Consider the following 22,118-nt stretch of genomic DNA (forward strand, 5'->3'; position numbering starts at 1 on the left):
TCTTGAAAGGCGGGAGAAGGTTATGCAATGGGAAGATCACCACGCGCTTCTGCGGATCTTTACACCAAAACCGTTCAGCTTCAAAGAGAATGTGGCCTACTTGGCAAGATCGGCAGATGAATGTATGTTTGAAATCACAGATGATAAAATATATCGCGCACTCCCGTTAAATCATACAAACGTCCTCATTGAGATCAGCGCAGAGCAAGATCAAACCCTAGTTGCCCGCTTCCTTGAGGGAACAGAGCCACAACATAAAGAAGACCGAGCCGAAGTTGCCCGTTACATCTGGGATTGGTTTGACCTGGAGACCGACCTACAGCCTTTCTATGCATTAGCAGAAAAAGACCCATTACTCCGCGAACCCGCGGCTAAATTTTATGGATTGCGAAATGTCGGACTCCCCGATCTGTTTGAAGCCTTGGCGTGGGGCATATTGGGGCAGCAAATCAACCTTACCTATGCCTATACATTGAAGCGAAGGTTCGTGGAAACATTTGGAGAGAAAAAAGGCAGCTATTGGCTTTTCCCGAAACCGGAGAAAGTTGCGAGCCTTCAAGTCGAAGAATTGGCTGCTTTAAAAATGACACAGAAAAAAGCCGAATACCTCATTGATGTTGCGAATCGCATCTCCAAAGGCAAGTTGTCCAAAGAACAGCTGCTCGCGGCCGAGAGCTTTAAAGATGCGGAAAGCATGCTCACCGGCATCCGCGGCATCGGTCCGTGGACTGCCAATTACGTGTTAATGCGGTGTTTACGTTATCCTTCCGCCTTTCCCATTGATGATGTCGGTTTGCAAAATGCATTCAAACTTATGCTCGGATACGACGAGAAACCAACCAAGGAAGAAATCCGGCAATACGCTGAAAATTGGAAGGGCTGGGAAACTTACGCAACCTTTTACTTATGGCGAATGCTTTACTGAAGCCCTAAAAGCAAACCGCTCTGCACATGCCAGGCAGAGCGGTCGATCACGCAGGATTAAACTTTTGTCTTTGTAGAGAATTCCTTCATCAATACCGGAGCGATTTGTTTTTTACGGGAAACGACCCCTTTTAACACCGCGGTGTCATCATCAAGATCTACATCAAAGGCGCACTCAACTTTGCCGCTATCTTCACCTCTGGCGACGACAGTGGAATCATTATTGAGAATGTCGGTAATGACAAATAGAGATACCGATAATTGTTTTTCTTGGATGATTTCATCCATTTTCTTGGTAATATCATCTTTATTTTCAAGCACATCCGCCACATCGACGGTGTTCACTTGCGCGATTTCCAATTGGTAATTTTCAACTTCAAACAGTTTTGCATCCATGGTTAATAGATCATCCGGCGTTTTCCCACTCATATCAGCCCCGGCTTTGAGCATTTCCAACCCATAGCTTTCCACATCCACATCTGCGATGCTTGCCAATTCACGGGCTGCTTGAATATCTTCATCCGTGCACGTTGGTGATTTGAACAACAATGAATCGGAAATGATTGCCGACATCATGAGGCCCGCCAAATCTTTCGGGATGTCAACATTTTTCTCCTTAAACAACTTCAGCAAAATCGTTGCCGTACACCCTACAGGTTCCGCGCGATAGTAGAGTGGGTCCATTGTTTCGAAGTTGGCAATGCGGTGATGGTCAATCACCTCAATGACTTTAAAATTTTCCCTGTCGTCTATGCTTTGTTGTTCTTCGTTGTGGTCAACGAGAATAATTTCTTCGACACTCTGTTGAACATTCTCATCAGCAAAAACCGGCGACTCAACTTGAAAATAATCAAGCGCATAAGCCGTTTCTTTATTTACTTCACCGAGGCGAACCGGTTGGGCATCAACACCTAATTGATTTTTCAAATAGGCATAAACAATGGCTGAAGAAATCGAGTCTGTATCCGGATTTTTATGACCAGTAACAAGTACTTTGGACAATTCAATAACCTCCTGCTGTTCCCTTGTCTCGTTTCGACGGTTTGCGAGTGATCCTTCCAAAAAAAGAATAACATCTATCCCCTTGATGTACAATATCCCGCGTTCTTATACGGAGGTTAGGTAGAAAATTTTGCAATCGTTTTTTGCAAATCTTCCGCTTGCTTTGCTAACGCGGATGCTGTTTCCGCACTGGCGCTGATCATCTCGCTTTGCGATTCGCTTGTTGCCGTTACTTGTTGGGCGCCTGCAGATGTTTCCTCGGCAATCGCGGCCACTTCCTGTGACTGATGGGAGGTCTGCTGAACCGCCTCTCTTTGCTCCCCCACAAGCTGTGTAATCGTTTCGACGGATTCGGCAACATTGGTGACGGAAGAGACAAGGTTGTCGATGACGTATTTTGTGTTTGTGCCTTTGGAAGCTTCCCGGCCCGATATTTCCACTTGGGTTTCAATCTCTGTGGCGACCCGGCTTACATCAGCCTGGATATTTTTAATCAGCGTCGTTACATTCCGGACAGCGGACGAACTTTCATCCGCGAGGTTTCTGACCTCATTTGCGACCACCGCAAACCCTCTGCCATGTTCCCCGGCCCTTGCCGCTTCAATGGAAGCATTTAAGGCAAGTAAATTTGTCTGATCTGCGATGTCTCCGACAAGATTGATGATTTCCTCGACTTCCCGTGCGCCTGCTTCAAGTTTAGCCAACGCTTCCAAAGATTTCTCGCTTCTGTTTTCCATTTCATTGATTCCGTCCCAAAGGGAAAGTGTATTTTCACGGCTTTTTTGTAAAATGGTTACCATTTCCGCTGATGCTTCTTTTGAAGAAGTGGCCCGATGATGAACATCATCGGCGATTTTTGTGATATCTTCCATCGATTCGGCAATGGATTGAATGGCTTGGGCCGAATTTTCCGCCCCGGACGCAATCTCTCCAACGGTGCCGGCGATTTCTTCCGAACGGTTCGCAACTTCTTGGGCCGAAGCGGACAACTCATCTGCCCGTGCATGGGTATGTGTTGAATGGTGATCGATCTCTTGCACGATGACCCGAAGGTTTTGACTCATTTCATTAAAAGCGAGTGCAAGGTCTCGCAGTTCATCATCGGACTTGGTCACGGAGACCTTTGCTTGAATGTTTCCTTCAGCCGTTAGCCTCGCGGCATCCGTCACCAATCCGATCGGTTTCGTGATCACGGGCGCGAGCAAAAAGGCAAACACCGCGTTCCAAGCCAGCCCAAGCAACAGAACGGCTAGAATCAGCCCGTCCTCGGAAATACCCAAGCGACCCGCGAAGACATCAGATAGAAAAAAAATAATAAGCGCACTTACACCATATGTAAGAAACGAAATTCCAGTCACACCCAAAATCAATTTGTTGCGAATGCCAAACCGAAAACGTCCACGATTCATAATGTTCACCTTCATCATTCTTTTTGCCTATATTTTACTTTATTTATACATAAACGGCAAGCTTATCTGATACTTTTGCTTTATTTAATTAAACATTTGATGAAAAAATTAAAGCGGCCACAGTTGGCCGCTGATGATCAAGAAGTGTTTGAGCGAAAGGATCATCTTTCCTGAAGTTCTTCATAAACATACTGACTGCGCAATAGGTGTAATTTGTCCACTTCCTTTAGTTAAAATGCTTCTCCAAAAACTCCACCATTCCCGTGTATGCCCTGATCTGATTTTTCATTTTCACGATGCCATGTCCTTCATCTTCAAAACGGATATAATCGATGGGGTGATTTCTTGCTCTTAGATCCGTGATCATTTGCTCGGTTTCCGCGATCGGAACCCTTGGGTCATTGGCGCCGTGGGAAACGAGCAATGGCGCGGTAATGCGATCGGTGTGATGAATCGGGTCGATTTGATCAAAAAACGCACCGTCTTCTTCAATAGTGCCATATTCGATTTCGCGTAGTTTCCGGCGCCACGGACCGGTGTTCTCAAGGAACGTACGAAAGCTGGAAATGCCGACGAGCGATATGCCGGCGTTAAACACATTAGGATAGTGACTTACCGCGGCAAGCACCATGAAACCGCCATAACTGCGCCCGGTGACGGCCACCCGATGTTCATCGACCTCTGGTTCTTTTTTCAAAGCATCAGCGATTTCGACCAGGTCTTGCACTGAATCCATGCGTTTACGAACGTCGTCCAATTGAATGTATGTGCGCCCGTAACCGCGGCTGCCGCGAACATTGGGGGCACAGATGATATAGCCGAGGTTCACCAAACATTGAATAACTGGGTGATATTCGGCTTTCGTTTGACTTTCCGGTCCTCCATGGACCCAAAATACCAATGGAGCTTTCTCTTTAAGATTCGTTGGCATATAGAGAAAAGAAGGGATTTCAAGACCATCAAATGAATGTATTTTATAAACGTTAGGCTTTCGGAGGTTATCTTCAAACGACGGTGTTGTTGACGTGCAGTGCAGCCTGTTTATTTTTAATTGCGATGTTTCCAACGTCCATACGTCCGCTGTTGACGTCGGACCATTGAAAATAAACACAAGTTTCGATCCGTCCGTGTTAAATGATAAATCCCCGATCGTTCCCATGCCGACGTTCCAATCCATAAACTGATCATCTTCCAAGTCATAGAGCCAACCTCGATAGCTGCCTGCTTCATTCGTCGTATACGCGAGTTTCGTTCCCATTTGATCCATCGTTAAGTTCCCTGCATCCCAATCGTGCTCGTACAACCATGTAAGTTCATAGCTCGCCATATTTATTTTTGCTAGGGACTTGAACTCCCGATCGCGATTGCTTATGATATAAAGCGTTTTTCCGTCTTTGCTAAACGTAGGATTGCTGTAGGACGCGTATATGTGGCGGGGCGTGATCCACTCGATGGTACCATCGGAAAGATCCAATAAACCTAGACAGTTATAAAGATTCGTGAACTTTTCCTGGACAAGCAAATGCTTGCCGTCAGGATGCCAAGTCATAATATTATAAGTCGCATTGCCCTCGTAAACCATATGAATTTTTCCGGAAGCAATCTCTGCAATATAGAGATCGTAATAGGCAGGACGTCTTTCATTACTGGCCCAAGCGATCCAGCGACCATCTGAAGATGCTCCGCCATACTGATAAATCGCATTGTCATCAGGAGTAAGCCGATGGAGGTTATTCCGGGTATCTGCCAGGTACAGTTGCTTACGCTCATTTCCATTTGCATCCATGCCAATGATGCGCGCGGATGAGTCCGGAAGATAGTTCATAAACATCACCCGGTCATCAGTGTTAAGCACTTGCATTTTATGTCCTGTAATAAAATCATACGACCATAATTGCGGAAGCCCTGTCTCCGCATCGGTGATAAAAGATAATCGATTTTCCACCGGATCAAATGCCGGTCCGGAGACTTTCGCTACTTGCAAAAATTGACTCACTTCCACGTTCTCGACCATAATTGCACCACGCTTCGTTCGTTTCCTTCATTATACAATACTTCTAAACATTAAAAAACGATACTGGGGTGGGCTGGGCGCCGGGCGATGGGCGCCGTTCCAACGTCGGCCCGATCGCCCGGAGTAGCCTGGAATCTGGCACTTTCCAGCGGTATTCTGTCACTTTCCGGTGGTATTCTGTCACTTTTGCCGTGGAATCTGGCACTTTTACACGACAATACGTTTTTTTTCCATTAAAAAACCGACCCGGAGAATACCTCCGAGTCGGTCTTTTCAATTGCCAGGCGACGTCCTACGCTCACGGGGCGTTTCCGCCCGATTACCATCGGCGCTGAAGAGCTTAACTTCCGTGTTCGGCATGGGAACGGGTGGGGCCTCTTCGCTATCGCCACCTGACGATGGGGAGACATTCTCCCAAAACTGAATAACGCTTCAGCGATCGACACCCGGGTGCCACCCATTCGGGTGGATAAACCGTTGGACCGATTAGTATCTGTCAGCTCCACGTGTCGCCACGCGTCCACCTCAGACCTATCTACCTTATCGTCTTTAAGGGGTCTCTCGGGAAATCTCATCTTGAGGCCGGCTTCGTGCTTAGATGCTTTCAGCACTTATCCGATCCACACGTAGCTACCCAGCCATGCTCCTGGCGGAACAACTGGTACACCAGCGGTGTGTCCATCCCGGTCCTCTCGTACTAAGGACAGCTCCTCTCAAATTTCCTGCGCCCGCGACGGATAGGGACCGAACTGTCTCACGACGTTCTGAACCCAGCTCGCGTACCGCTTTAATGGGCGAACAGCCCAACCCTTGGGACCGACTTCAGCCCCAGGATGCGATGAGCCGACATCGAGGTGCCAAACCTCCCCGTCGATGTGGACTCTTGGGGGAGATTAGCCTGTTATCCCCAGGGTAGCTTTTATCCGTTGAGCGACGGCCCTTCCATGCGGTGCCGCCGGATCACTAAGCCCGACTTTCGTCCCTGCTCGACCTGTCTGTCTCGCAGTCAAGCTCCCTTCTGCCTTTGCACGCTGCGAATGATTTCCAACCATTCTGAGGGAACCTTGGGGCGCCTCCGTTACTGTTTGGGAGGCGACCGCCCCAGTCAAACTGCCCACCAGACACTGTCCCTGAACCGGCTCACGGTTCGAGGTTAGGATGTTCATATCGCAAGGGCAGTATCCCACCGGCGCCTCCTCCGAAGCTGGCGCTCCGGGTTCCTTGGCTCCTGCCTATCCTGTACAAGCGATACGAAAACCCAATATCAAGCTACAGTAAAGCTCCATGGGGTCTTTCCGTCCAGTCGCGGGGGACCTGCATCTTCACAGGTCATATAATTTCACCGGGTCTCTCGTTGAGACAGTGCCCAAGTCGTTGCACCTTTCGTGCGGGTCGGAACTTACCCGACAAGGAATTTCGCTACCTTAGGACCGTTATAGTTACGGCCGCCGTTTACTGGGGCTTCAATTCGGACCTTCGCGCCTAAGCGCTAAGCCCTCCTCTTAACCTTCCAGCACCGGGCAGGTGTCAGCCCCTATACTTCGTCTTTCGACTTCGCAGAGACCTGTGTTTTTGGTAAACAGTCGCTTGGGCCTTGTCACTGCGGCTCCCCGGGGCTATCAACCCCAAGGAGCACCCCTTCTCCCGAAGTTACGGGGTCATTTTGCCGAGTTCCTTAACGAGAGTTCTCCCGCGCGTCTTAGAATTCTCATCCCACCTACCTGTGTCGGTTTGCGGTACGGGCACCGATGCCCTTCCTAGAGGCTTTTCTCGGCAGCGGAGGATCGGGGACTTCGGTACTTCATTTCCCTCGCGGTCACGCCTCAGCCTTCACGTTGGGCGGATTTGCCTGCCCAACAGCCTCGGTCGCTTCGACGCGCTTCTCCATCAGCGCGCTCGCCCTACCTTTCTGCGTCCCCCCTTCGGTCTGACAGCCATCGGTGGTACTGGAATTTCCACCAGTTATCCATCGCCTACGCCTTTCGGCCTCGGCTTAGGTCCCGACTAACCCTGAGCGGACGAGCCTTCCTCAGGAAACCTTAGGTTTTCGACGGAAGGGATTCTCACCCTTCTTTTCGCTACTCATACCGGCATTCTCACTTCGGTGCGCTCCAGCCGTCCTCACGGTCGGCCTTCCCGGCACACCGAACGCTCCCCTACCATGCTAGAGGTGAGAGGTCAGATGTGAGAGGTGTGAGAAATTCAAAACCAACTACTTCCACTTTTGATGAAGAACAGACAGTTGTTTGCCTAGTTGTTCGTATTGATCCCATAGTCTCTCGAAACTATCATTGGACATATAAGCAAAATCCCTTGCGTATTCGAGTAAAACTTGGACCTCATTACATGACCCTAAAGCAATCAATATAAATCGCTTAAAATCAGCCGTAGATTCCTTTTTTCCATATCCCTCGGCCAAATTTAAAGGGATCGATGTGGAAGCTCTTCTTAGCTGTCTTCCTAACTCAAACCTTTCATAATCAGGGAATTGATGAGTCACTTGATGAATATCTTTCCCGAGATTGTATGATAGTTCATATACCCTTAAATCTCGATACGTTTTAATCATCTTTATCTCCTTTTCCCACTTCTCACGTCTCACTTCCCACCTCTAACATCCACGGCTTCGGTGATGGATTTAGCCCCGGTACATTTTCGGCGCAGCGTCACTCGACCAGTGAGCTATTACGCACTCTTTCAATGATGGCTGCTTCTAAGCCAACATCCTGGTTGTCTAAGCAACGCCACATCCTTTCCCACTTAATCCATACTTGGGGACCTTAGCCGGTGGTCCGGGCTGTTTCCCTCTTGACGACGGATCTTAGCACTCGCCGTCTGACTCCCGGAAACCAAGTCGCTGGCATTCGGAGTTTGACTGAACTCGGTAATCCTGTGGGGACCCCTCATCCAATCCGTGCTCTACCTCCAGGACTCTTCCTCCGAGGCTAGCCCTAAAGCTATTTCGGGGAGAACCAGCTATCTCCGTGTTCGATTGGCATTTCACCCCTACCCACCCCTCATCCCCGTAATTTTCAACTTACGTGGGTTCGGGCCTCCAGTCGGTGTTACCCGACCTTCACCCTGGACATGGGTAGATCACACGGTTTCGGGTCGACGTCGACGTACTTCGCGCCCACTTCAGACTCGCTTTCGCTGCGGCTCCGTCTCTTCAACTTAACCTCGCACGCCATCGTCACTCGCCGGTTCATTCTACAAAAGGCACGCCATCACCCATGAACGGGCTCTGACCACCTGTAGGCACACGGTTTCAGGTTCTCTTTCACTCCCCTCCCGGGGTGCTTTTCACCTTTCCCTCACGGTACTGGTTCACTATCGGTCACTAGGTCGTATTTAGCCTTGGGAGATGGGCCTCCCTGCTTCCGACGGGGTTTCTCGTGTCCCGCCGTACTCAGGATCCACGCCGGAGAGGGCAGCGTTTCGCGTACAGGGCTCTTACCTGCTATGGCGGACCGTTCCAAGCCGCTTCCGCTACGCCGCCCCTTTGTCACTCCGTATGGCGTGTCCTTCAACCCCGGACGGCAAGCCGTCCGGTTTGGGCTCGCTTCCGTTTCGCTCGCCGCTACTCAGGAAATCGCGTTTGCTTTCTCTTCCTCCGGCTACTAAGATGTTTCAGTTCGCCGGGTCTGCCTTCATCTGCTTAATTAGTTGGGCAGATGATCTTCTCCCATGACGGAGAAGGGGTTCCCCCATTCGGACATCTCCGGATCCAAGCATACTTACAGCTCCCCGAAGCATATCGGTGTTCGTCCCGTCCTTCATCGGCGCCTAGTGCCAAGGCATCCACCGTGCGCCCTTCCTTGTTTAACCACATGCAGGAATGGGGCTTTTCTAAGAAACACGTTCGTGTCTCTTCGTGACACCCGGTGTGTGTGTCGTTTTCGCTTTCTCGCGTTATTCAGTTTTCAAAGAACGTCTCTTGAGCAGTTGCCCGCTCAAAACTGAATGAAAAGCCGAAGCGCTTGCCTCCGGCCTCTCGCTCGGAGAGGCCGATGGGCTCCTTAGAAAGGAGGTGATCCATCCCCACCTTCCGGTAGGGATACCTTGTTACGACTTCACCCCAATCACCGGCCCCACCTTCGGCGGCTGGCTCCCAAAGGTTGCCTCACCGACTTCGGGTGTTGCCGGCTCTCGTGGTGTGACGGGCGGTGTGTACAAGGCCCGGGAACGTATTCACCGCGGCATGCTGATCCGCGATTACTAGCGATTCCAGCTTCATGCAGGCGAGTTGCAGCCTGCAATCCGAACTGAGAACGGCTTTTCTGGGGATTGGCTCCACCTCGCGGCTTCGCGGCCCATTGTACCGTCCATTGTAGCACGTGTGTCGCCCAGGCCATAAGGGGCATGATGATTTGACGTCATCCCCGCCTTCCTCCGGTTTGTCACCGGCAGTCAATGTCGAGTGCCCAACTTAATGCTGGCAACGACATTCAAGGGTTGCGCTCGTTACGGGACTTAACCCAACATCTCACGACACGAGCTGACGACAACCATGCACCACCTGTCACTCTGTCCCAAAAGGGAAAACCTTGTCTCCAAGGCGGCCAGAGGATGTCAAGGCCTGGTAAGGTTCTTCGCGTTGCTTCGAATTAAACCACATGCTCCACCGCTTGTGCGGGCCCCCGTCAATTCCTTTGAGTTTCAACCTTGCGGTCGTACTCCCCAGGCGGAGTGCTTATTGCGTTTGCTTCGGCACTACGGGTATCGAAACCCCTAACACCTAGCACTCAACGTTTACGGCGTGGACTACCAGGGTATCTAATCCTGTTCGCTCCCCACGCTTTCGCACCTCAGCGTCAGTCACAGACCAGAGAGTCGCCTTCGCCACTGGTGTTCCTCCACATCTCTACGCATTTCACCGCTACACGTGGAATTCCACTCTCCTCTTCTGTACTCAAGTGCGGCAGTTTCCAATGCCATTCCGGCGTTGAGCGCCGGCCTTTCACATCAGACTTGCCGTACCGCCTGCGTGCCCTTTACGCCCAATAATTCCGGACAACGCTTGCCCCCTACGTATTACCGCGGCTGCTGGCACGTAGTTAGCCGGGGCTTTCTGGTGAGGTACCGGCAAACCTCCGGCATTTCCTCCGGAAGCTGTTCTTCCCTCACAACAGAGCTTTACGATCCGAAAACCTTCCTCACTCACGCGGCGTTGCACCGTCAGGCTTTCGCCCATTGCGGATGATTCCCTACTGCTGCCTCCCGCAGGAGTCTGGGCCGTGTCTCAGTCCCAGTGTGGCCGATCACCCTCTCAGGTCGGCAACGCATCGTCGCCTTGGTAGGCCCTTACCCCACCAACCAGCTAATGCGCCGCGGGCCCCTCTTTGAGCGACGGCCCGAAGACCGTCTTTCTCCCCTCTCGCAGGCACGAAAGAGGACGCATCCGGTATTAGCACCGGTTTCCCGGTGTTATCCCGGGCTCAAAGGCAGGTTGCCCACGTGTTACTCACCCGTCCGCCGCTGGCCTTCCGGAGGTGCAAGCACCTCCGGAGGCCCGCTCGACTTGCATGTATTAGGCACGCCGCCAGCGTTCGTCCTGAGCCAGGATCAAACTCTCCATAAAAAGTTCCGCTTCGCACACGGGGTGTGCGGCACGCTGACTCGTTACTTTCAATCATTTCTTTAACGTTCGCTTGGCTTTTTCATTCAGTTTTCAAAGGGCAAAGCGACTCATTTATTCTAGCAAATGCCGTCTTTTGTGTCAAGAGGCATTTTTTATCGAAATGTTCGCCTTTCAAAGCGACATTGATCAATATATCATCGCACAATCATTGCGTCAACCGTTTTTTTCGATATTTTTTCAACCGAAATAGCCTGACTGATTGCGACGGATTTATAATTTATCATGTACACAATAATCATGCAAGGGGGTTTTATGATTTTTTTACGTTTCTTTTTTCCTTAATCGCAAGATCATACTTTAAGCTCTCTGTGGCGGGGACCATTCTCCGGTAGACACTAAATAATAGGGAGTATTTTTCTTCGATTGCACGTTTCACACATCCCTCCACGGAGCGATCATGAAGATCCTCATACACGTCATCCATTTCTTTTTTTAACAAGTAAATGATTTCTTCCGCTTCTTTTTTCTTTAAAGCCATCCCAAACATTGTTAGCCCCCCCATTTATGGTCAGAATCTTAGTTATATCTTGTCCTTCTTCGCATATATATATCCCAGGTATATCGAGTAGATTTTGCTTGCAAGGGGGGAAACGATTGGCACAGTTTTGGGTAATTAACAGAAGAAAAGGGGCGCAGTACATTTTTATAGCAGCCATTGCTTTTTGTGCCGCTTGTTTAATTTTGTTAGAAAAGCCATTTATCGCAGTATTCACCGAAGAAGATGGGCCATCGGCTTTTTCAAGTGCGGAGACCGACGAGCGGGAAGTTGCGCTTACCTTTAATGTCAGCTGGGGGGAGGAGCATGTAGAACCCATTTTGGACACCCTTCAAGAAAAAGAAACGACAGCTGCTTTCTTCGTGTCAGGTGTGTGGGCAGAACGCCATACCGAATTATTGGATCGCATGCTTGAAGAAGGGCATGACATTGGCAACTACGGGTTTCAATTCAAGCCATATCCCGATCGGGACAACGAAGACATGCGCAAGGATATGCGAGAGGGGCATAATACGATTGAAGAAGCAACAGGCGAATCCCCTGTCTTCTTCCGTCCACCGGCAGGAATATTTGATACGGAAGTGCTGGAAGCCGCCGAGCAAATGGACTATTCCGTTATTCACTGGGGGGCGGATGGAAAGGACTGGCAAAACCCGGGCGCTGACCGGATCGTATCGAACTTAATGGAAAGTGTCGGCCCCGGCGATGTCATTATGCTTGACGCTTCTGATTCGGCAAAACAAACGGCAGAAGCTTTGCCAAAAATTATCGACGAGTTGCACAACGACGATTACAATTTTACTTCTATTGAAGCATTAATGAGCGGCGCAGAAACAAATTATGAGGAGTTATAAAACGGGAGTCGAAAAGGTCGGATCACCAGTGTGTTCGACCTTTTTTCTATTCATCACTTTCCATAAATTGCTGGAACAAATTGTCGCGATAAACAGGGTACGTTTCTTCTCCCGTCAGCAAATTGACGATATGTTGGTTTCGTTTGACAGACAGGGCAAGATTGGTGGCACTCGTTCCATGGGAGTGCTCGAGATTCGTTAACGAAAATAAGTGATTCGGGCGCTCGTCTTTGAAAACAAGCCGGTAATCCCTTGTTACTTTAAACTCCTTTTCGCTCTCCCACTCCAATTCGTCCCCCATTTTCTCCAGCCAATCAGGCACGAGCGGTTTATATCCGGTCGCAAGAACGACCTTTTCCGTTCGGTGCTCGAATTCCTGCTCCTTTTGCCATTGCCGGCAGGATAGAATGTAATGGTTGCCGGAAGCCTTCACATCATTGACTTCCGTTAACGCCTGAATCTTTGCCGGCGATCGCTTTCGTTCCACGGAGCGATGGTAGAGCAATTCGTAAATTTCCAATAACGTTTTTTTCTGCACACCGTTTCGTAACGGATCCAAAAACTCTAACGCCTGTTGGCGATCGTCATACGAAAGGCCATGAAAATAATCCACATACTCAGGCGAAAATAGTTCCTGGCCGATGCTACTTTCTTCCAATTGAAAAAAACCCGGGGATCGCGTGTACCATGTCAATGTATATCCATATCTTTCTTGGTCTTGCAACAAGTCATAGAAAATCTCGGCGGCACTCTGTCCCGAACCAACAACCGTGATGGCACCGGAATGTTTTAATCCATTTTCATGATATAAATAATCACTTGAATGAATGACATCCTCATTCGTTTTCCCTTCAAGCGGCGGCGGGACTAATGGGATGCTTCCCGTTCCAAGCGTTAAATGACGGGCATACAACGTCTCCGAATTTTTTCCTTCAATTACATAATATCCTTGTTTACGGTCATAGGTAACGTTCGTTACTTCATGCCCAAACGTGCAGTTGCCCAAGGAGCCGGCGGTCCACTGGCAATACGCATTGTATTCCAGCCTCGGGATGTTGAATTTCTTGAAAAAATAAAAAGAAAGCAAGCGGCCATGTTCGTGTAAGTAGTTTAAAAATGTGTATTTGCTTTTCGGATTGGCAAAAGTAACTAAATCTGCCAAAAAAGATACTTGCAAATCCGCCTGGTCAATCAACATCCCCGGATGCCATTCAAATGTCGGTTCCTTTTCGAGAAAGCGCGCCTTTAAATCGGGAGCTCCTTCTTCTATTAACGCGGCTAGCCCGAGATTAAACGGTCCGATCCCGATGCCGATGACGTCATAGATCTCTTTAGCCATGGTTTCTTTTATCCCTTCTGATTAAGCTTTCCTCTTAGTTTTCCCGAACCCCCTATTGCCTAAACGCGCTAATCGTTTTGCAAACGATGATGCAACATCAACTGATACGTGTTTGCGCATAACAACGGCACAAGATAAATCCAGAGCCAACTGCTATCATTGACTTCGGGAATGATGAGCGCGGGCAGCCATTCAATCGTCGTAATGACATACATAAAGAAAAAGGCAGGGATGAACGCCCTCCTATGGGTTTCCCGCTGTTTGAAATACGCGACAATCGCCGCAAAGATAAGCAACAATGTAGGCGTAATCAAATACCCCCAAATCGTTTCATCCTCGGTTGCATAAGCGAGATAACGAAAATAAAACAGATCAAAGAATACAAAAGCGATTAAGAAAAGCTGTACCCGGTTCCAAAGTTTCTTCGTCTTAAACAGCGATAAAGCAAGCCGGTTTAGCAGCAAGTACGCAAAATAACCCATCTGCGCTATCGCGCTAACTGCCGCGCCAATGCCCAATAACCAAATAAACCCGAAAATGAAATTCCAAAAGCCACCCTCTGCAAAAAGAGGGTCATATAGAACAGTGCCAGCGATCGCTCCGCCAAAGGCACCTACTAACATCGTCGAGAAAAATAAAAAAACGACTTTTCTGGAGTTCACCAAAATCATTCCTTACTTTATAATCACACCATCATGATTGTATCAATCGAGCACGCAAAACACCAGTCGTTGCATAATTTGTCACGGAATGCTTCATAGTAGTATAAAAAGAAAGAAAAAAAGGGGGAGCGGCTTTGGATGTGAAGCGAGCGTTTTTTCTTATTGTACTCCTAATATTTATGAGCGGTTGTGCAGCCTTGCAAAACCAAGGGAACTCAGCCGGGAACGAACCCCAAGAATTTGAGAATACAAAAGAAATGGTCATCGATGTGCTAAAAACCGAAGATGGAAAAGCAGCCTTGGAGGAAATTTTAACGGACGAAGACGTACAAGAATCCATTCTTATGGAGCAAGATTTTGTCCAAGATACCGTGCAAACGACGTTGACATCAGAGGACGGACAACAATATTTTCAACAGGTCATGCAACAACCAGATTTTCAACAAAATATCGCCACCAGCATGCAACAAGAAAATGAAGAGCTATTAAAACGCTTAATGAAAGACCCGGAATATCAACAGATGATGATGGAGGTGATGCAAGACCCGGAGATGCAACAAGAGCATGTGAAATTATTGAAAAGCAAAACCTTCCGTGAGGAGATGCAAACCGCCATCGAGGAGGCGTTTGACAACCCTAATTTCCAACAACAACTCTCCGATTTAATGGAACAGCAGCAACAAGAAGGAGAGGGGGATTCACAAGAGGAAAGCAGTGGTGGCGGCGATAACCAGGAAGAAAGCGGGCAAGAAGGTGAACAAGGCGAAAGTAGCGGCAGCGGAATAGGAGGATAAACGAGAAGGCGAGGCAACCATTGGCCCCGCCTTCCTTTTTATTCAAATGGCGATTTTACCCGATTTTCTTCTTTCTTTTCAATGATCTGGTTGGCGATGTTTTCATATATTTTTCCGTTCGGATGTTCTCTTTCATAAACGGAAGGGGCAAAGTCGTCATCATCAATGGTGGGTTGTCCCAACGGGATCTGGCCGAGCAAATCGGCTTTAAGCTCTTCGCTTAAACGTTCACCGCCGCCTTGGCCGAATACATATTCTTTTTCCCCTGACTTGCTCTCATAATAAGCCATGTTTTCAACGACCCCTAGCACACGGTGGTTGCTCTTGATCGCCATCGCGCCTGCGCGTGCAGCAACAAACGCTGCGGTCGCGTGCGGAGTCGTGACGATAATCTCATCGGACTCAGGAAGCATTGAATGGACATCAAGCGCAACATCGCCCGTTCCCGGAGGCAAGTCCAAAATGAGATAATCCAAGTCTCCCCATGTGACTTCATTGAAAAAGTTGGTTAACATTTTTCCGAGCATCGGTCCACGCCAAATGACGGGAGCATTATCTTCAACGAAAAAGCCCATGGAGATAACTTTAACACCATAGCGTTCGACTGGATGTATTTTGTCTCCCTCAACGGTCGGGCGATTCTCAATGCCCATCATATCCGGGACACTGAAACCATATATGTCCGCGTCAATAATGCCCACTTTCTTTCCTTCGCGGGCAAGCGCCACTGCCAAATTAACCGTAACCGTCGATTTACCGACGCCGCCTTTTCCACTGGCAACAGCGATAAAGTTGACCGGGTTATTTTCGCTCAAGAGACTCCCGTCGTCGTCTTCTTCTTGCGCTGACGCATCCCCGTGTTGTTCCATTTCTTCTTTTGAAAGCTCCTCAAATCGCAGGCCTACTTGGGATGCACCGGCTTCTTTGACAACAGACACAATGTCTTGTTGCACTTGCATTTGCGCTCCTGTCCCTGTTTTTGCCAACGCAATCTTCAAGCTTACATTGTCGCCGTCTTTTATGCGTATATCCCGGACCCCATCGGTTTCTACGATGCTTTTTTTCAGATCGGGATCTTGGATTTGTTTTAAAACATCCATAATGTCTTGCTCTTGTACCACTATAAAACACCTTCCTTTAAGGTTGAACTCGAGGATTGCCCCCAGTATATCACACCTCGGGAATGGGATTTAATCGAAACGCCTTTCAGTATCAGCATGGCGTGCCAACCCTTGATATATGGAGGCTGCCATTTGATCGAGATATTCCTCGTCTTCAAAACGGCCGGCTTCATCGGGATTGGACAGAAAACCTGCTTCAATCAGCAACCCGGGGATTTCCGTGGAATCAAGCATGAATATGTTATTCACGCCCGCAGCCTTTCGATTTGTATTTTCCAACTGCCGCGTCAATTCTCCCTGGACGGTTTCTGCCATCTTTTGACTCTCGGTAAAGGCAGGATTATAAAACGTCTGCGCACCCCGCCAGTCCGAAGATCCCGCATTCAGGTGCAGACTAATAAAAAAATCACTTCCGGATTCGTTAATCAATTGTACCCGCTTTTGCAGATCTTCCACTTTACGATTTCGTAAACCTTCCGTGGAAGTGTCCGCTAAATCAACATCCTCTTCCCTCGTCATTAGCACGAGCGCACCTGCTGATTGTAAATAATCTCTAAGCTTAAAAGAAATTTCTAAAGCCACGTCATCTTCCATGAGCCCTTCCCGGGAACTCGATCCCCCGTCAATTCCGCCATGACCGGGGTCGATCACAATCACTTGGCCGCTCAGCGGCAAATCCAAACCACTTGTATTTTCTGACCATTCAGCGGAAAAAATATTATACATACCGACAATCAAGGCAAGTGCCAAAAAGGGAGAGACCAGCCATGTTGTTTTCTTCATAAAAAAGAACATCCTTTTTTCTAAGGGATAGTTCATCTTATGAAAAAAAGGACGGGCGTATGCCCGCCTAAAGACGCAATTGCCCGCGATTCTCACCTGTCTTAAAACCGACCTGCCACCAATGTTGCACATAGGCTTCAGCGCCATTTGCAATTTGACCGCGATTCATGTGCTCATCTTGAATCCAGTCAATCATAAACGTTTTTAGCTCGGACGCACGCTGTTTCATTTGTTCTTCATCCGCAGCCTTATCCGGTTGTTTGCCGGTTCTGGCCATCGACATTCCACGTTTGGCCGAGAAGATAAAGGTTTCAATCGCCACATCCATGCAGATCTCTTCTAAAAAAGAGTGCCGGAATTGAAAATCACCACACGCGGGGATGAGGTGTTTTTCGGAAGCATACACCATATCTTCCATGCTCAGTGTGTGCAATAATTTTTTCTCCACTTCCCAATCCTTCAGACGCTTGTGCTCTTGAAAAGACACGACTGATCCCATGCTTGCCCCCCTCAAGATTAGTGTGGGGTTCAATCGGAGGAATCATGACTGGGAATGCAAGGACAGTAAATAAACATTTGATTAAACCTAAAAAGATACAGCCAACACAGGCGATTGTCCTGATGGCTGTATCCATAACATTTTTCGGCTCTTAACGCTTCGAGAACTGCGGTGCGCGTCGGGCGCCTTTAAGGCCGTATTTCTTCCGTTCCTTCATTCTGGAATCACGTGTGAGCATTCCATTGTCTTTTAGCACTTTCCGGTAATCCGGGTCAACTTGCAACAAGGCACGCGCGACACCAAGCTGGATCGCTTCTGCTTGCCCGGTGAAACCGCCGCCTTTCGTTGTGATTTTTAAATCATATTGACCATCGGTGCCTGTTTCCACAAGCGGTTTTTGCATGACCGTTCTAAGGGTTTCGTAATCGAAGTAATCATCCATCTCGCGTTTGTTGATCGTTACTTTTCCGTTTCCCGGCGAGAGGAACACTCGCGCGACGGCGTTTTTACGGCGTCCTGTTCCGTAATATTGCAATGATGCCAATTTAATCCCTCCTTTTGTTATCCGCGCAGCTCGTAGCTTTCCGGTTTTTGTGCTTCGTGCTTATGATTTGGCCCTTCATATACGTGCAGTTTTTTAATCGTTTGCCGGCCGAGTGCATTTTTCGGAAGCATGCCTTGCACAGCAAGTTCTACCATTCTTACCGGTTTGTTTTTACGCATTTCCAGCGCTCTTGTGGATTTTAAGCTACCGGGATGTCCGCTGTGGCGATAATACATTTTATCCGTTAATTTGTTGCCGGTGAGTTCAATCTTTTCCGCGTTGATGATAATGACATGATCACCTGTATCTACATGCGGCGTGAATTCCGGTTTATTTTTCCCGCGCAAAATGCTTGCAACTTCGGTTGCCAAACGTCCGAGCCTTTTTCCTTCGGCATCGACGACGTACCAATTGCGTTCGATTTCCTCTGCTTTGGCCATGAATGTCTGACGCATCGGGGGATTCCCTCCTTTGTTCAATCGCTTTTCATCTATTTTTTCGTTCATCATCTTCGTGACTCCGGGGCTAGTGGAGGACGAAATGCCAACTAACATCGTATAACAATCGCCCGGCGATGTCAAATGAAAAAATTAGCCGCAACCCGCATGATGAACGTATTTATGGCCCATATTGCACATTCCATAAATACAAGCCACGTCCGGGGGCGGTCATTCCCGCTTGCCGGCGATCACGGGCGTGCAAGATACGGTTCATATCTTCAGCATCGAGACGGCGCATTCCGATATCGATAGCTGTCCCCACGATGATCCTTGCCATATTATAAAGAAAACCGTTCCCGTTAAACCGGAAACACCATTCCCCTTCGCCGACTTGCATATAACTAACGGCATTTAGCGTTCTCACTTTGCTTGCCACATTCGTATTGTTCGCACAAAACGCCGAAAAATCATGCGTGCCGACCAATGGTTGCAATGATCGTTGCACCGCTTCGTGATCGAATGCATGTGCAAAGACATGATGCACATAATGACGTTGAAACAAATCGCGTGTGGAGCCAACATGGAGAAGATAACGATACTCTTTTGCTTCAGCATCATAACGGGCGTGAAAATGGTCATTTACATGTTCTACGCTTACCATCTGCATGTCGCGCGGCAACACCGAGTCAAACGCTCGTGGCCATCGTGCACTTGGGATTTGCAAAGAAGAGTCAAAGTGAACGACTTGGCCGCGGGCATGCACATCGGCATCTGTTCGCCCGGACGCGAACACCTTTTTATTTTCGCCTTTATGCAATTTTGTGAGCCCTTTTTCAAGCTCCCCTTGAACGGTTCGCTTTCCCGGCTGCTCCTGCCAGCCAGAGAAACCCGAGCCATCATAAGCAATGGTCGCTTTCCAACGTGCCATCGGTGTATCCTCCGCAACGTACCAAAACAGAGTGCAAACATTTTGTCCTCCAGATCAAAATGGCTGATAAGACGTTTGTTTCGGCTGATAAATTATAAAATACATGTCTCGTAACGTATCTGCTCGCTACCTGTCGCCAATAAACCACTAACCATCACGCAACAGCGCCAAGACTACGCCTACACCAATAACAACCACGCAGGCAATGGCATCTTGAAAACGCCATTGGAGCACGCGCAATTTCGTTCTTCCTTCTCCGCCTCGGTACCCACGCGCGTCCATCGCCGTGGCCATGTCCTCTGCCCGTTTAAATGAACGGACGAATAGCGGGATGATAAAAGCTGTCATGGTTTCCAGTCTCGTTTTCAGCGATCCTTTTGTGAAATCCGCTCCCCGCGCTGCCTGTGCCTTCAATATTCGGTCTGCTTCCAACAATAAAGTCGGAATCAAGCGAATGCTGATCGACATCATCAAGGACATTTCATGGGCAGGAAGCCCGAACCGCTTAAAAGGACGCAAAAAATACTCAAATCCATCGGTTAAATCGATCGGTGTGGTCGTTAATGTCAACAAGGAAGCAAAAACGACGAGCGCGCCAATTCGCACAGCGATGAATGCCCCTTGCTCAATGCCGCCGCTATAGATGGAAAAGCCGAGGATCGTAAAAAGAACCTGCCCTTCATTCGTAAAAAAAGCATGAAGAAGAAACGTGAAAATAACTAATATAAATACTGGTAATAATCCCTTGAGAAAAAATTTCAATGGCACGCGTGACAACAGAACAAACGCCGCGACGGTTGTCAGCAATGCACTATAGCTCCAGAATTCATTGGCCAAAAATACGATCCCGGCCAAGGCAAGTAAACATAACAGTTTCGCTCTCGAGTCCAACCTGTGCAGGGGTGATGAAACGGGGACATATTGTCCGATAACGATGTTTTGCAACATGTTTTATCCCTCTTTTTTTTCACTTGCCCATTGATCGGCAACGACCGCTGCTAACGCTTCCGGTTCCAACAGGAGGTTATCGATGTTCCAACCTGCTTCCCGCAAATTGCGGATGATTCGCACGGAAGGAGGCGCAGCCAATCCGATATCAGCAAGCAAGTCGGCTTCCCGGAAAACCTGCACGGGAGCACCGCTTGTTAACGGTTTTCCTGCAGGCCCCATCACAATGACCTCATCGGCATAACGCGCGGCATCTTCCATGTCATGCGTGACAAGGATCGTCGTCAATCCATGCTTCTCATGCCAATCTTTCAATACATCCAAAAGCGCCCGGTGGCCGGCGGGATCAAGGCCGGCAGCAGGTTCATCAAGGATCAGCACTTCAGGGTCGGCGGCAAGCACTCCCGCGATGGCAACCCGCCTCATTTGCCCCCCGCTGAGGTTGAACGGCGAGACAGGCAGCACATCATCGCTGATGCCTACAACATCGAGAAGTTCGGGAAGCCGCTTGCGAATCCTTTCCACATCCAAGCCGAGATGCTTTGGTCCGAACAGCATGTCTTCTTCAACAGTAGCGCCAAACAGTTGGTGCTCGGGATATTGGAAAACCATGCCGATCTTTCGCCGCAACGGCTTCACTTCTTTTCGTTTTGATTTTCGATGCAAACGTAAACTGCCGCATTGGACGGTGCCCGAAGTGGGCAGCAACAAACCATTGATCAATTGCATTAACGTCGACTTTCCCGAACCGGTGCTGCCCACAAGGGTCGTAAACGTCTTTGACGCGATGGAGATGTTCACTTCAGCCAGCGCTTGTTTTTCAAACGGAGACCCAATCATATAGGAATAACTTACACTTTCAAAGGAGATCTGCATAACCGTTCCACCCATTCTTGTTCACTTAACGACAAATGGTCCAAATGAACGCCCTGCGCTTGCAAGGCTACTTGCATCCGTAAAAAATAAGGAAGGGTAAAAGACCGGGAAAGCAAAAAATCAGGGGTTTGGAAAAAATCATGGGTCGATTGATCCCGCGATGGCCTTCCTTGTTCCATAAAAACTACCCGGCTTGCTTTCAGTGCCTCTTCCAGCTCGTGGGTAATCATAATGATCGTAATTCCGGACTGATTCAGCTCGGCCATCGTTTGCATGACTTCCAGCCGTCCGTTCGGGTCCAGCATGGATGTCGCTTCATCAAAAATCATGATATCCGGGCGCAAGGCAAGAACGCCTGCAATCGCAGCTCGTTGCTTTTGCCCTCCCGATAGCCGATGCGGTTCGGCCGAAAGCATGTCTTGGATTCCGGTCCGCACACTTGCTTCCTCAATACGATTGAGCATTTCCGGTCGAGGGATACCGGCATTTTCAAGTCCGAAGGCAATGTCGTCCCGTACAGTGGCAGCAACAAATTGATGATCCGGATTTTGAAAAACCATGCCGACCTTTTGACGGATTTGCCAAACATGATCTTCTTCATTCGCAGGCAAACCATCGATCAAAACTGTACCCTTCTCCGGTTGCAATAGCGCGTTTAACATTCTGGCAAACGTGGATTTTCCAGAGCCATTCGTTCCCAACAATGCCACCCACTCGCCTTTATTTATTTTTAAACAAAGATCTTGCAGAATGAAATCCTGTTCTTCCCGATAACGAAAATAAAGATGTTCACACTGAATAAGGGGCGGCATTGTTCATCCTCCAATTTCCACTTCTGCAGCAA

19 protein-coding genes and 3 rRNA genes are annotated in these 22,118 nt (G+C 48.7%); 3 read left to right on the forward strand and 19 right to left on the reverse strand.

Annotated elements, in window-relative coordinates; genetic code table 11:
• The first annotated feature begins 22 nt into the window (after positions 1 to 22).
• On the forward strand, positions 23 to 925 hold the full coding sequence (locus EPH95_RS09930) for a DNA-3-methyladenine glycosylase family protein (RefSeq protein WP_142089578.1): 903 nt from the start codon (positions 23 to 25) through the stop codon (positions 923 to 925).
• 56 nt (positions 926 to 981) lie between these two features.
• Here EPH95_RS09930 and EPH95_RS09935 read toward each other — a convergent pair whose 3' ends face one another.
• The 8 genes from EPH95_RS09935 to EPH95_RS09965 form a co-directional block, all read right to left on the reverse strand.
• Positions 982 to 1,926, reverse strand: a complete 945-nt coding sequence (locus EPH95_RS09935) for a manganese-dependent inorganic pyrophosphatase (RefSeq protein WP_142089580.1) — start codon at positions 1,924 to 1,926, stop codon at positions 982 to 984.
• 116 nt (positions 1,927 to 2,042) lie between these two features.
• Entirely contained in the window at positions 2,043 to 3,335 is a 1,293-nt protein-coding gene (locus tag EPH95_RS09940; RefSeq protein WP_160141717.1) for a methyl-accepting chemotaxis protein, read from the reverse strand.
• Positions 3,336 to 3,561: 226 nt separating this feature from the next.
• Complete coding sequence (locus tag EPH95_RS09945) at positions 3,562 to 5,349, reverse strand: alpha/beta hydrolase family protein (protein WP_142089585.1); 1,788 nt, start codon at positions 5,347 to 5,349, stop codon at positions 3,562 to 3,564.
• Between the two features lie 43 nt (positions 5,350 to 5,392).
• Entirely contained in the window at positions 5,393 to 5,554 is a 162-nt protein-coding gene (locus EPH95_RS18830) for a hypothetical protein (RefSeq protein WP_160141718.1), read from the reverse strand.
• Positions 5,555 to 5,628: 74 nt separating this feature from the next.
• Positions 5,629 to 5,745, reverse strand: a 5S ribosomal RNA gene (gene rrf / locus EPH95_RS09950).
• Positions 5,746 to 5,814: 69 nt separating this feature from the next.
• Positions 5,815 to 9,177 (reverse strand): 23S ribosomal RNA (locus EPH95_RS09955).
• 195 nt (positions 9,178 to 9,372) lie between these two features.
• Positions 9,373 to 10,930: ribosomal RNA gene (locus tag EPH95_RS09960) — 16S ribosomal RNA — on the reverse strand.
• The 16S, 23S and 5S rRNA genes sit together here, the layout of an rRNA operon.
• A 310-nt stretch (positions 10,931 to 11,240) precedes the next feature.
• Positions 11,241 to 11,477, reverse strand: a complete 237-nt coding sequence (locus EPH95_RS09965) for a hypothetical protein (protein WP_142089587.1) — start codon at positions 11,475 to 11,477, stop codon at positions 11,241 to 11,243.
• A gap of 107 nt (positions 11,478 to 11,584) precedes the next feature.
• On the opposite strand from EPH95_RS09965, the gene EPH95_RS09970 reads away from it, so the two are divergent.
• The gene (locus EPH95_RS09970) at positions 11,585 to 12,340 is read left to right on the forward strand and encodes a polysaccharide deacetylase family protein (protein ID WP_160141719.1); all 756 of its coding nucleotides are present in this window, start codon (positions 11,585 to 11,587) and stop codon (positions 12,338 to 12,340) included.
• A 46-nt stretch (positions 12,341 to 12,386) separates the two neighbouring features.
• On the opposite strand, the gene EPH95_RS09975 is transcribed toward EPH95_RS09970, so the two are convergent.
• Positions 12,387 to 13,679 (reverse strand): lysine N(6)-hydroxylase/L-ornithine N(5)-oxygenase family protein, encoded by a 1,293-nt coding sequence (locus EPH95_RS09975; protein WP_142089592.1) that lies wholly within the window; start codon positions 13,677 to 13,679, stop codon positions 12,387 to 12,389.
• Between the two features lie 68 nt (positions 13,680 to 13,747).
• Entirely contained in the window at positions 13,748 to 14,341 is a 594-nt protein-coding gene (locus EPH95_RS09980) for a KinB-signaling pathway activation protein (protein WP_142089594.1), read from the reverse strand.
• A gap of 140 nt (positions 14,342 to 14,481) precedes the next feature.
• Here EPH95_RS09980 and gerD point away from each other — a divergent pair, with 140 nt between their 5' ends.
• Positions 14,482 to 15,135, forward strand: coding sequence for a spore germination lipoprotein GerD (gene gerD, locus EPH95_RS09985; RefSeq protein ID WP_227003873.1), 654 nt, complete (start codon positions 14,482 to 14,484; stop codon positions 15,133 to 15,135).
• A gap of 38 nt (positions 15,136 to 15,173) precedes the next feature.
• Here gerD and EPH95_RS09990 read toward each other — a convergent pair whose 3' ends face one another.
• The 9 genes from EPH95_RS09990 to EPH95_RS10030 form a co-directional block, all read right to left on the reverse strand.
• A complete protein-coding gene (locus EPH95_RS09990; protein ID WP_142089598.1) occupies positions 15,174 to 16,256 on the reverse strand; it encodes an Mrp/NBP35 family ATP-binding protein in 1,083 nt (360 codons plus the stop codon).
• 69 nt (positions 16,257 to 16,325) lie between these two features.
• Positions 16,326 to 17,039: an N-acetylmuramoyl-L-alanine amidase CwlD gene (cwlD, locus tag EPH95_RS09995; protein ID WP_142089600.1), complete on the reverse strand. Its 714-nt coding sequence runs from the start codon at positions 17,037 to 17,039 to the stop codon at positions 16,326 to 16,328.
• 67 nt (positions 17,040 to 17,106) lie between these two features.
• Complete coding sequence (locus tag EPH95_RS10000; RefSeq protein WP_142089602.1) at positions 17,107 to 17,538, reverse strand: DUF2521 family protein; 432 nt, start codon at positions 17,536 to 17,538, stop codon at positions 17,107 to 17,109.
• Positions 17,539 to 17,689: 151 nt separating this feature from the next.
• Positions 17,690 to 18,082 (reverse strand): 30S ribosomal protein S9, encoded by a 393-nt coding sequence (gene rpsI / locus EPH95_RS10005; protein ID WP_142089604.1) that lies wholly within the window; start codon positions 18,080 to 18,082, stop codon positions 17,690 to 17,692.
• Positions 18,083 to 18,099: 17 nt separating this feature from the next.
• Entirely contained in the window at positions 18,100 to 18,537 is a 438-nt protein-coding gene (rplM, locus tag EPH95_RS10010) for a 50S ribosomal protein L13 (RefSeq protein ID WP_142089606.1), read from the reverse strand.
• Between the two features lie 163 nt (positions 18,538 to 18,700).
• Positions 18,701 to 19,450 carry a tRNA pseudouridine(38-40) synthase TruA gene (truA, locus tag EPH95_RS10015; protein ID WP_142089609.1) on the reverse strand — a complete coding sequence of 250 codons (750 nt, stop codon included), beginning with the start codon at positions 19,448 to 19,450 and terminating at the stop codon, positions 18,701 to 18,703.
• A 147-nt stretch (positions 19,451 to 19,597) separates the two neighbouring features.
• Positions 19,598 to 20,398, reverse strand: a complete 801-nt coding sequence (locus tag EPH95_RS10020) for an energy-coupling factor transporter transmembrane component T family protein (RefSeq protein ID WP_142089611.1) — start codon at positions 20,396 to 20,398, stop codon at positions 19,598 to 19,600.
• Between the two features lie 3 nt (positions 20,399 to 20,401).
• Positions 20,402 to 21,274: an energy-coupling factor transporter ATPase gene (locus EPH95_RS10025; protein WP_142089613.1), complete on the reverse strand. Its 873-nt coding sequence runs from the start codon at positions 21,272 to 21,274 to the stop codon at positions 20,402 to 20,404.
• The gene (locus tag EPH95_RS10030; RefSeq protein WP_142089615.1) at positions 21,250 to 22,086 is read right to left on the reverse strand and encodes an energy-coupling factor transporter ATPase; all 837 of its coding nucleotides are present in this window, start codon (positions 22,084 to 22,086) and stop codon (positions 21,250 to 21,252) included. The genes EPH95_RS10025 and EPH95_RS10030 overlap by 25 nt, the downstream gene beginning before the upstream one ends.
• Positions 22,087 to 22,118: the final 32 nt, after the last annotated feature.

This window comes from Salicibibacter halophilus (assembly GCF_006740705.1).
In the GTDB taxonomy this organism is placed as follows: Bacteria; Bacillota; Bacilli; order Bacillales; family Marinococcaceae; genus Salicibibacter; species Salicibibacter halophilus.

What these genes read in the sequence shown, in the direction of transcription:
- EPH95_RS09965 (WP_142089587.1), bottom strand. Translation starts at nt 11,477, where the DNA reads ATGTTTGGGATGGCTTTAAAGAAAAAAGAAGCGGAAGAAATCATTTAC.
- cwlD (WP_142089600.1), bottom strand. Translation starts at nt 17,039, where the DNA reads ATGAAGAAAACAACATGGCTGGTCTCTCCCTTTTTGGCACTTGCCTTG.
- truA (WP_142089609.1), bottom strand. Translation starts at nt 19,450, where the DNA reads ATGGCACGTTGGAAAGCGACCATTGCTTATGATGGCTCGGGTTTCTCT.
- EPH95_RS09930 (WP_142089578.1), top strand. Translation starts at nt 23, where the DNA reads ATGCAATGGGAAGATCACCACGCGCTTCTGCGGATCTTTACACCAAAA.
- EPH95_RS10020 (WP_142089611.1), bottom strand. Translation starts at nt 20,398, where the DNA reads ATGTTGCAAAACATCGTTATCGGACAATATGTCCCCGTTTCATCACCC.
- EPH95_RS10025 (WP_142089613.1), bottom strand. Translation starts at nt 21,274, where the DNA reads ATGCAGATCTCCTTTGAAAGTGTAAGTTATTCCTATATGATTGGGTCT.
- EPH95_RS10000 (WP_142089602.1), bottom strand. Translation starts at nt 17,538, where the DNA reads ATGGGATCAGTCGTGTCTTTTCAAGAGCACAAGCGTCTGAAGGATTGG.
- EPH95_RS09975 (WP_142089592.1), bottom strand. Translation starts at nt 13,679, where the DNA reads ATGGCTAAAGAGATCTATGACGTCATCGGCATCGGGATCGGACCGTTT.
- EPH95_RS09945 (WP_142089585.1), bottom strand. Translation starts at nt 5,349, where the DNA reads ATGGTCGAGAACGTGGAAGTGAGTCAATTTTTGCAAGTAGCGAAAGTC.
- EPH95_RS09940 (WP_160141717.1), bottom strand. Translation starts at nt 3,335, where the DNA reads ATGAATCGTGGACGTTTTCGGTTTGGCATTCGCAACAAATTGATTTTG.
- EPH95_RS10030 (WP_142089615.1), bottom strand. Translation starts at nt 22,086, where the DNA reads ATGCCGCCCCTTATTCAGTGTGAACATCTTTATTTTCGTTATCGGGAA.
- rplM (WP_142089606.1), bottom strand. Translation starts at nt 18,537, where the DNA reads ATGCGTCAGACATTCATGGCCAAAGCAGAGGAAATCGAACGCAATTGG.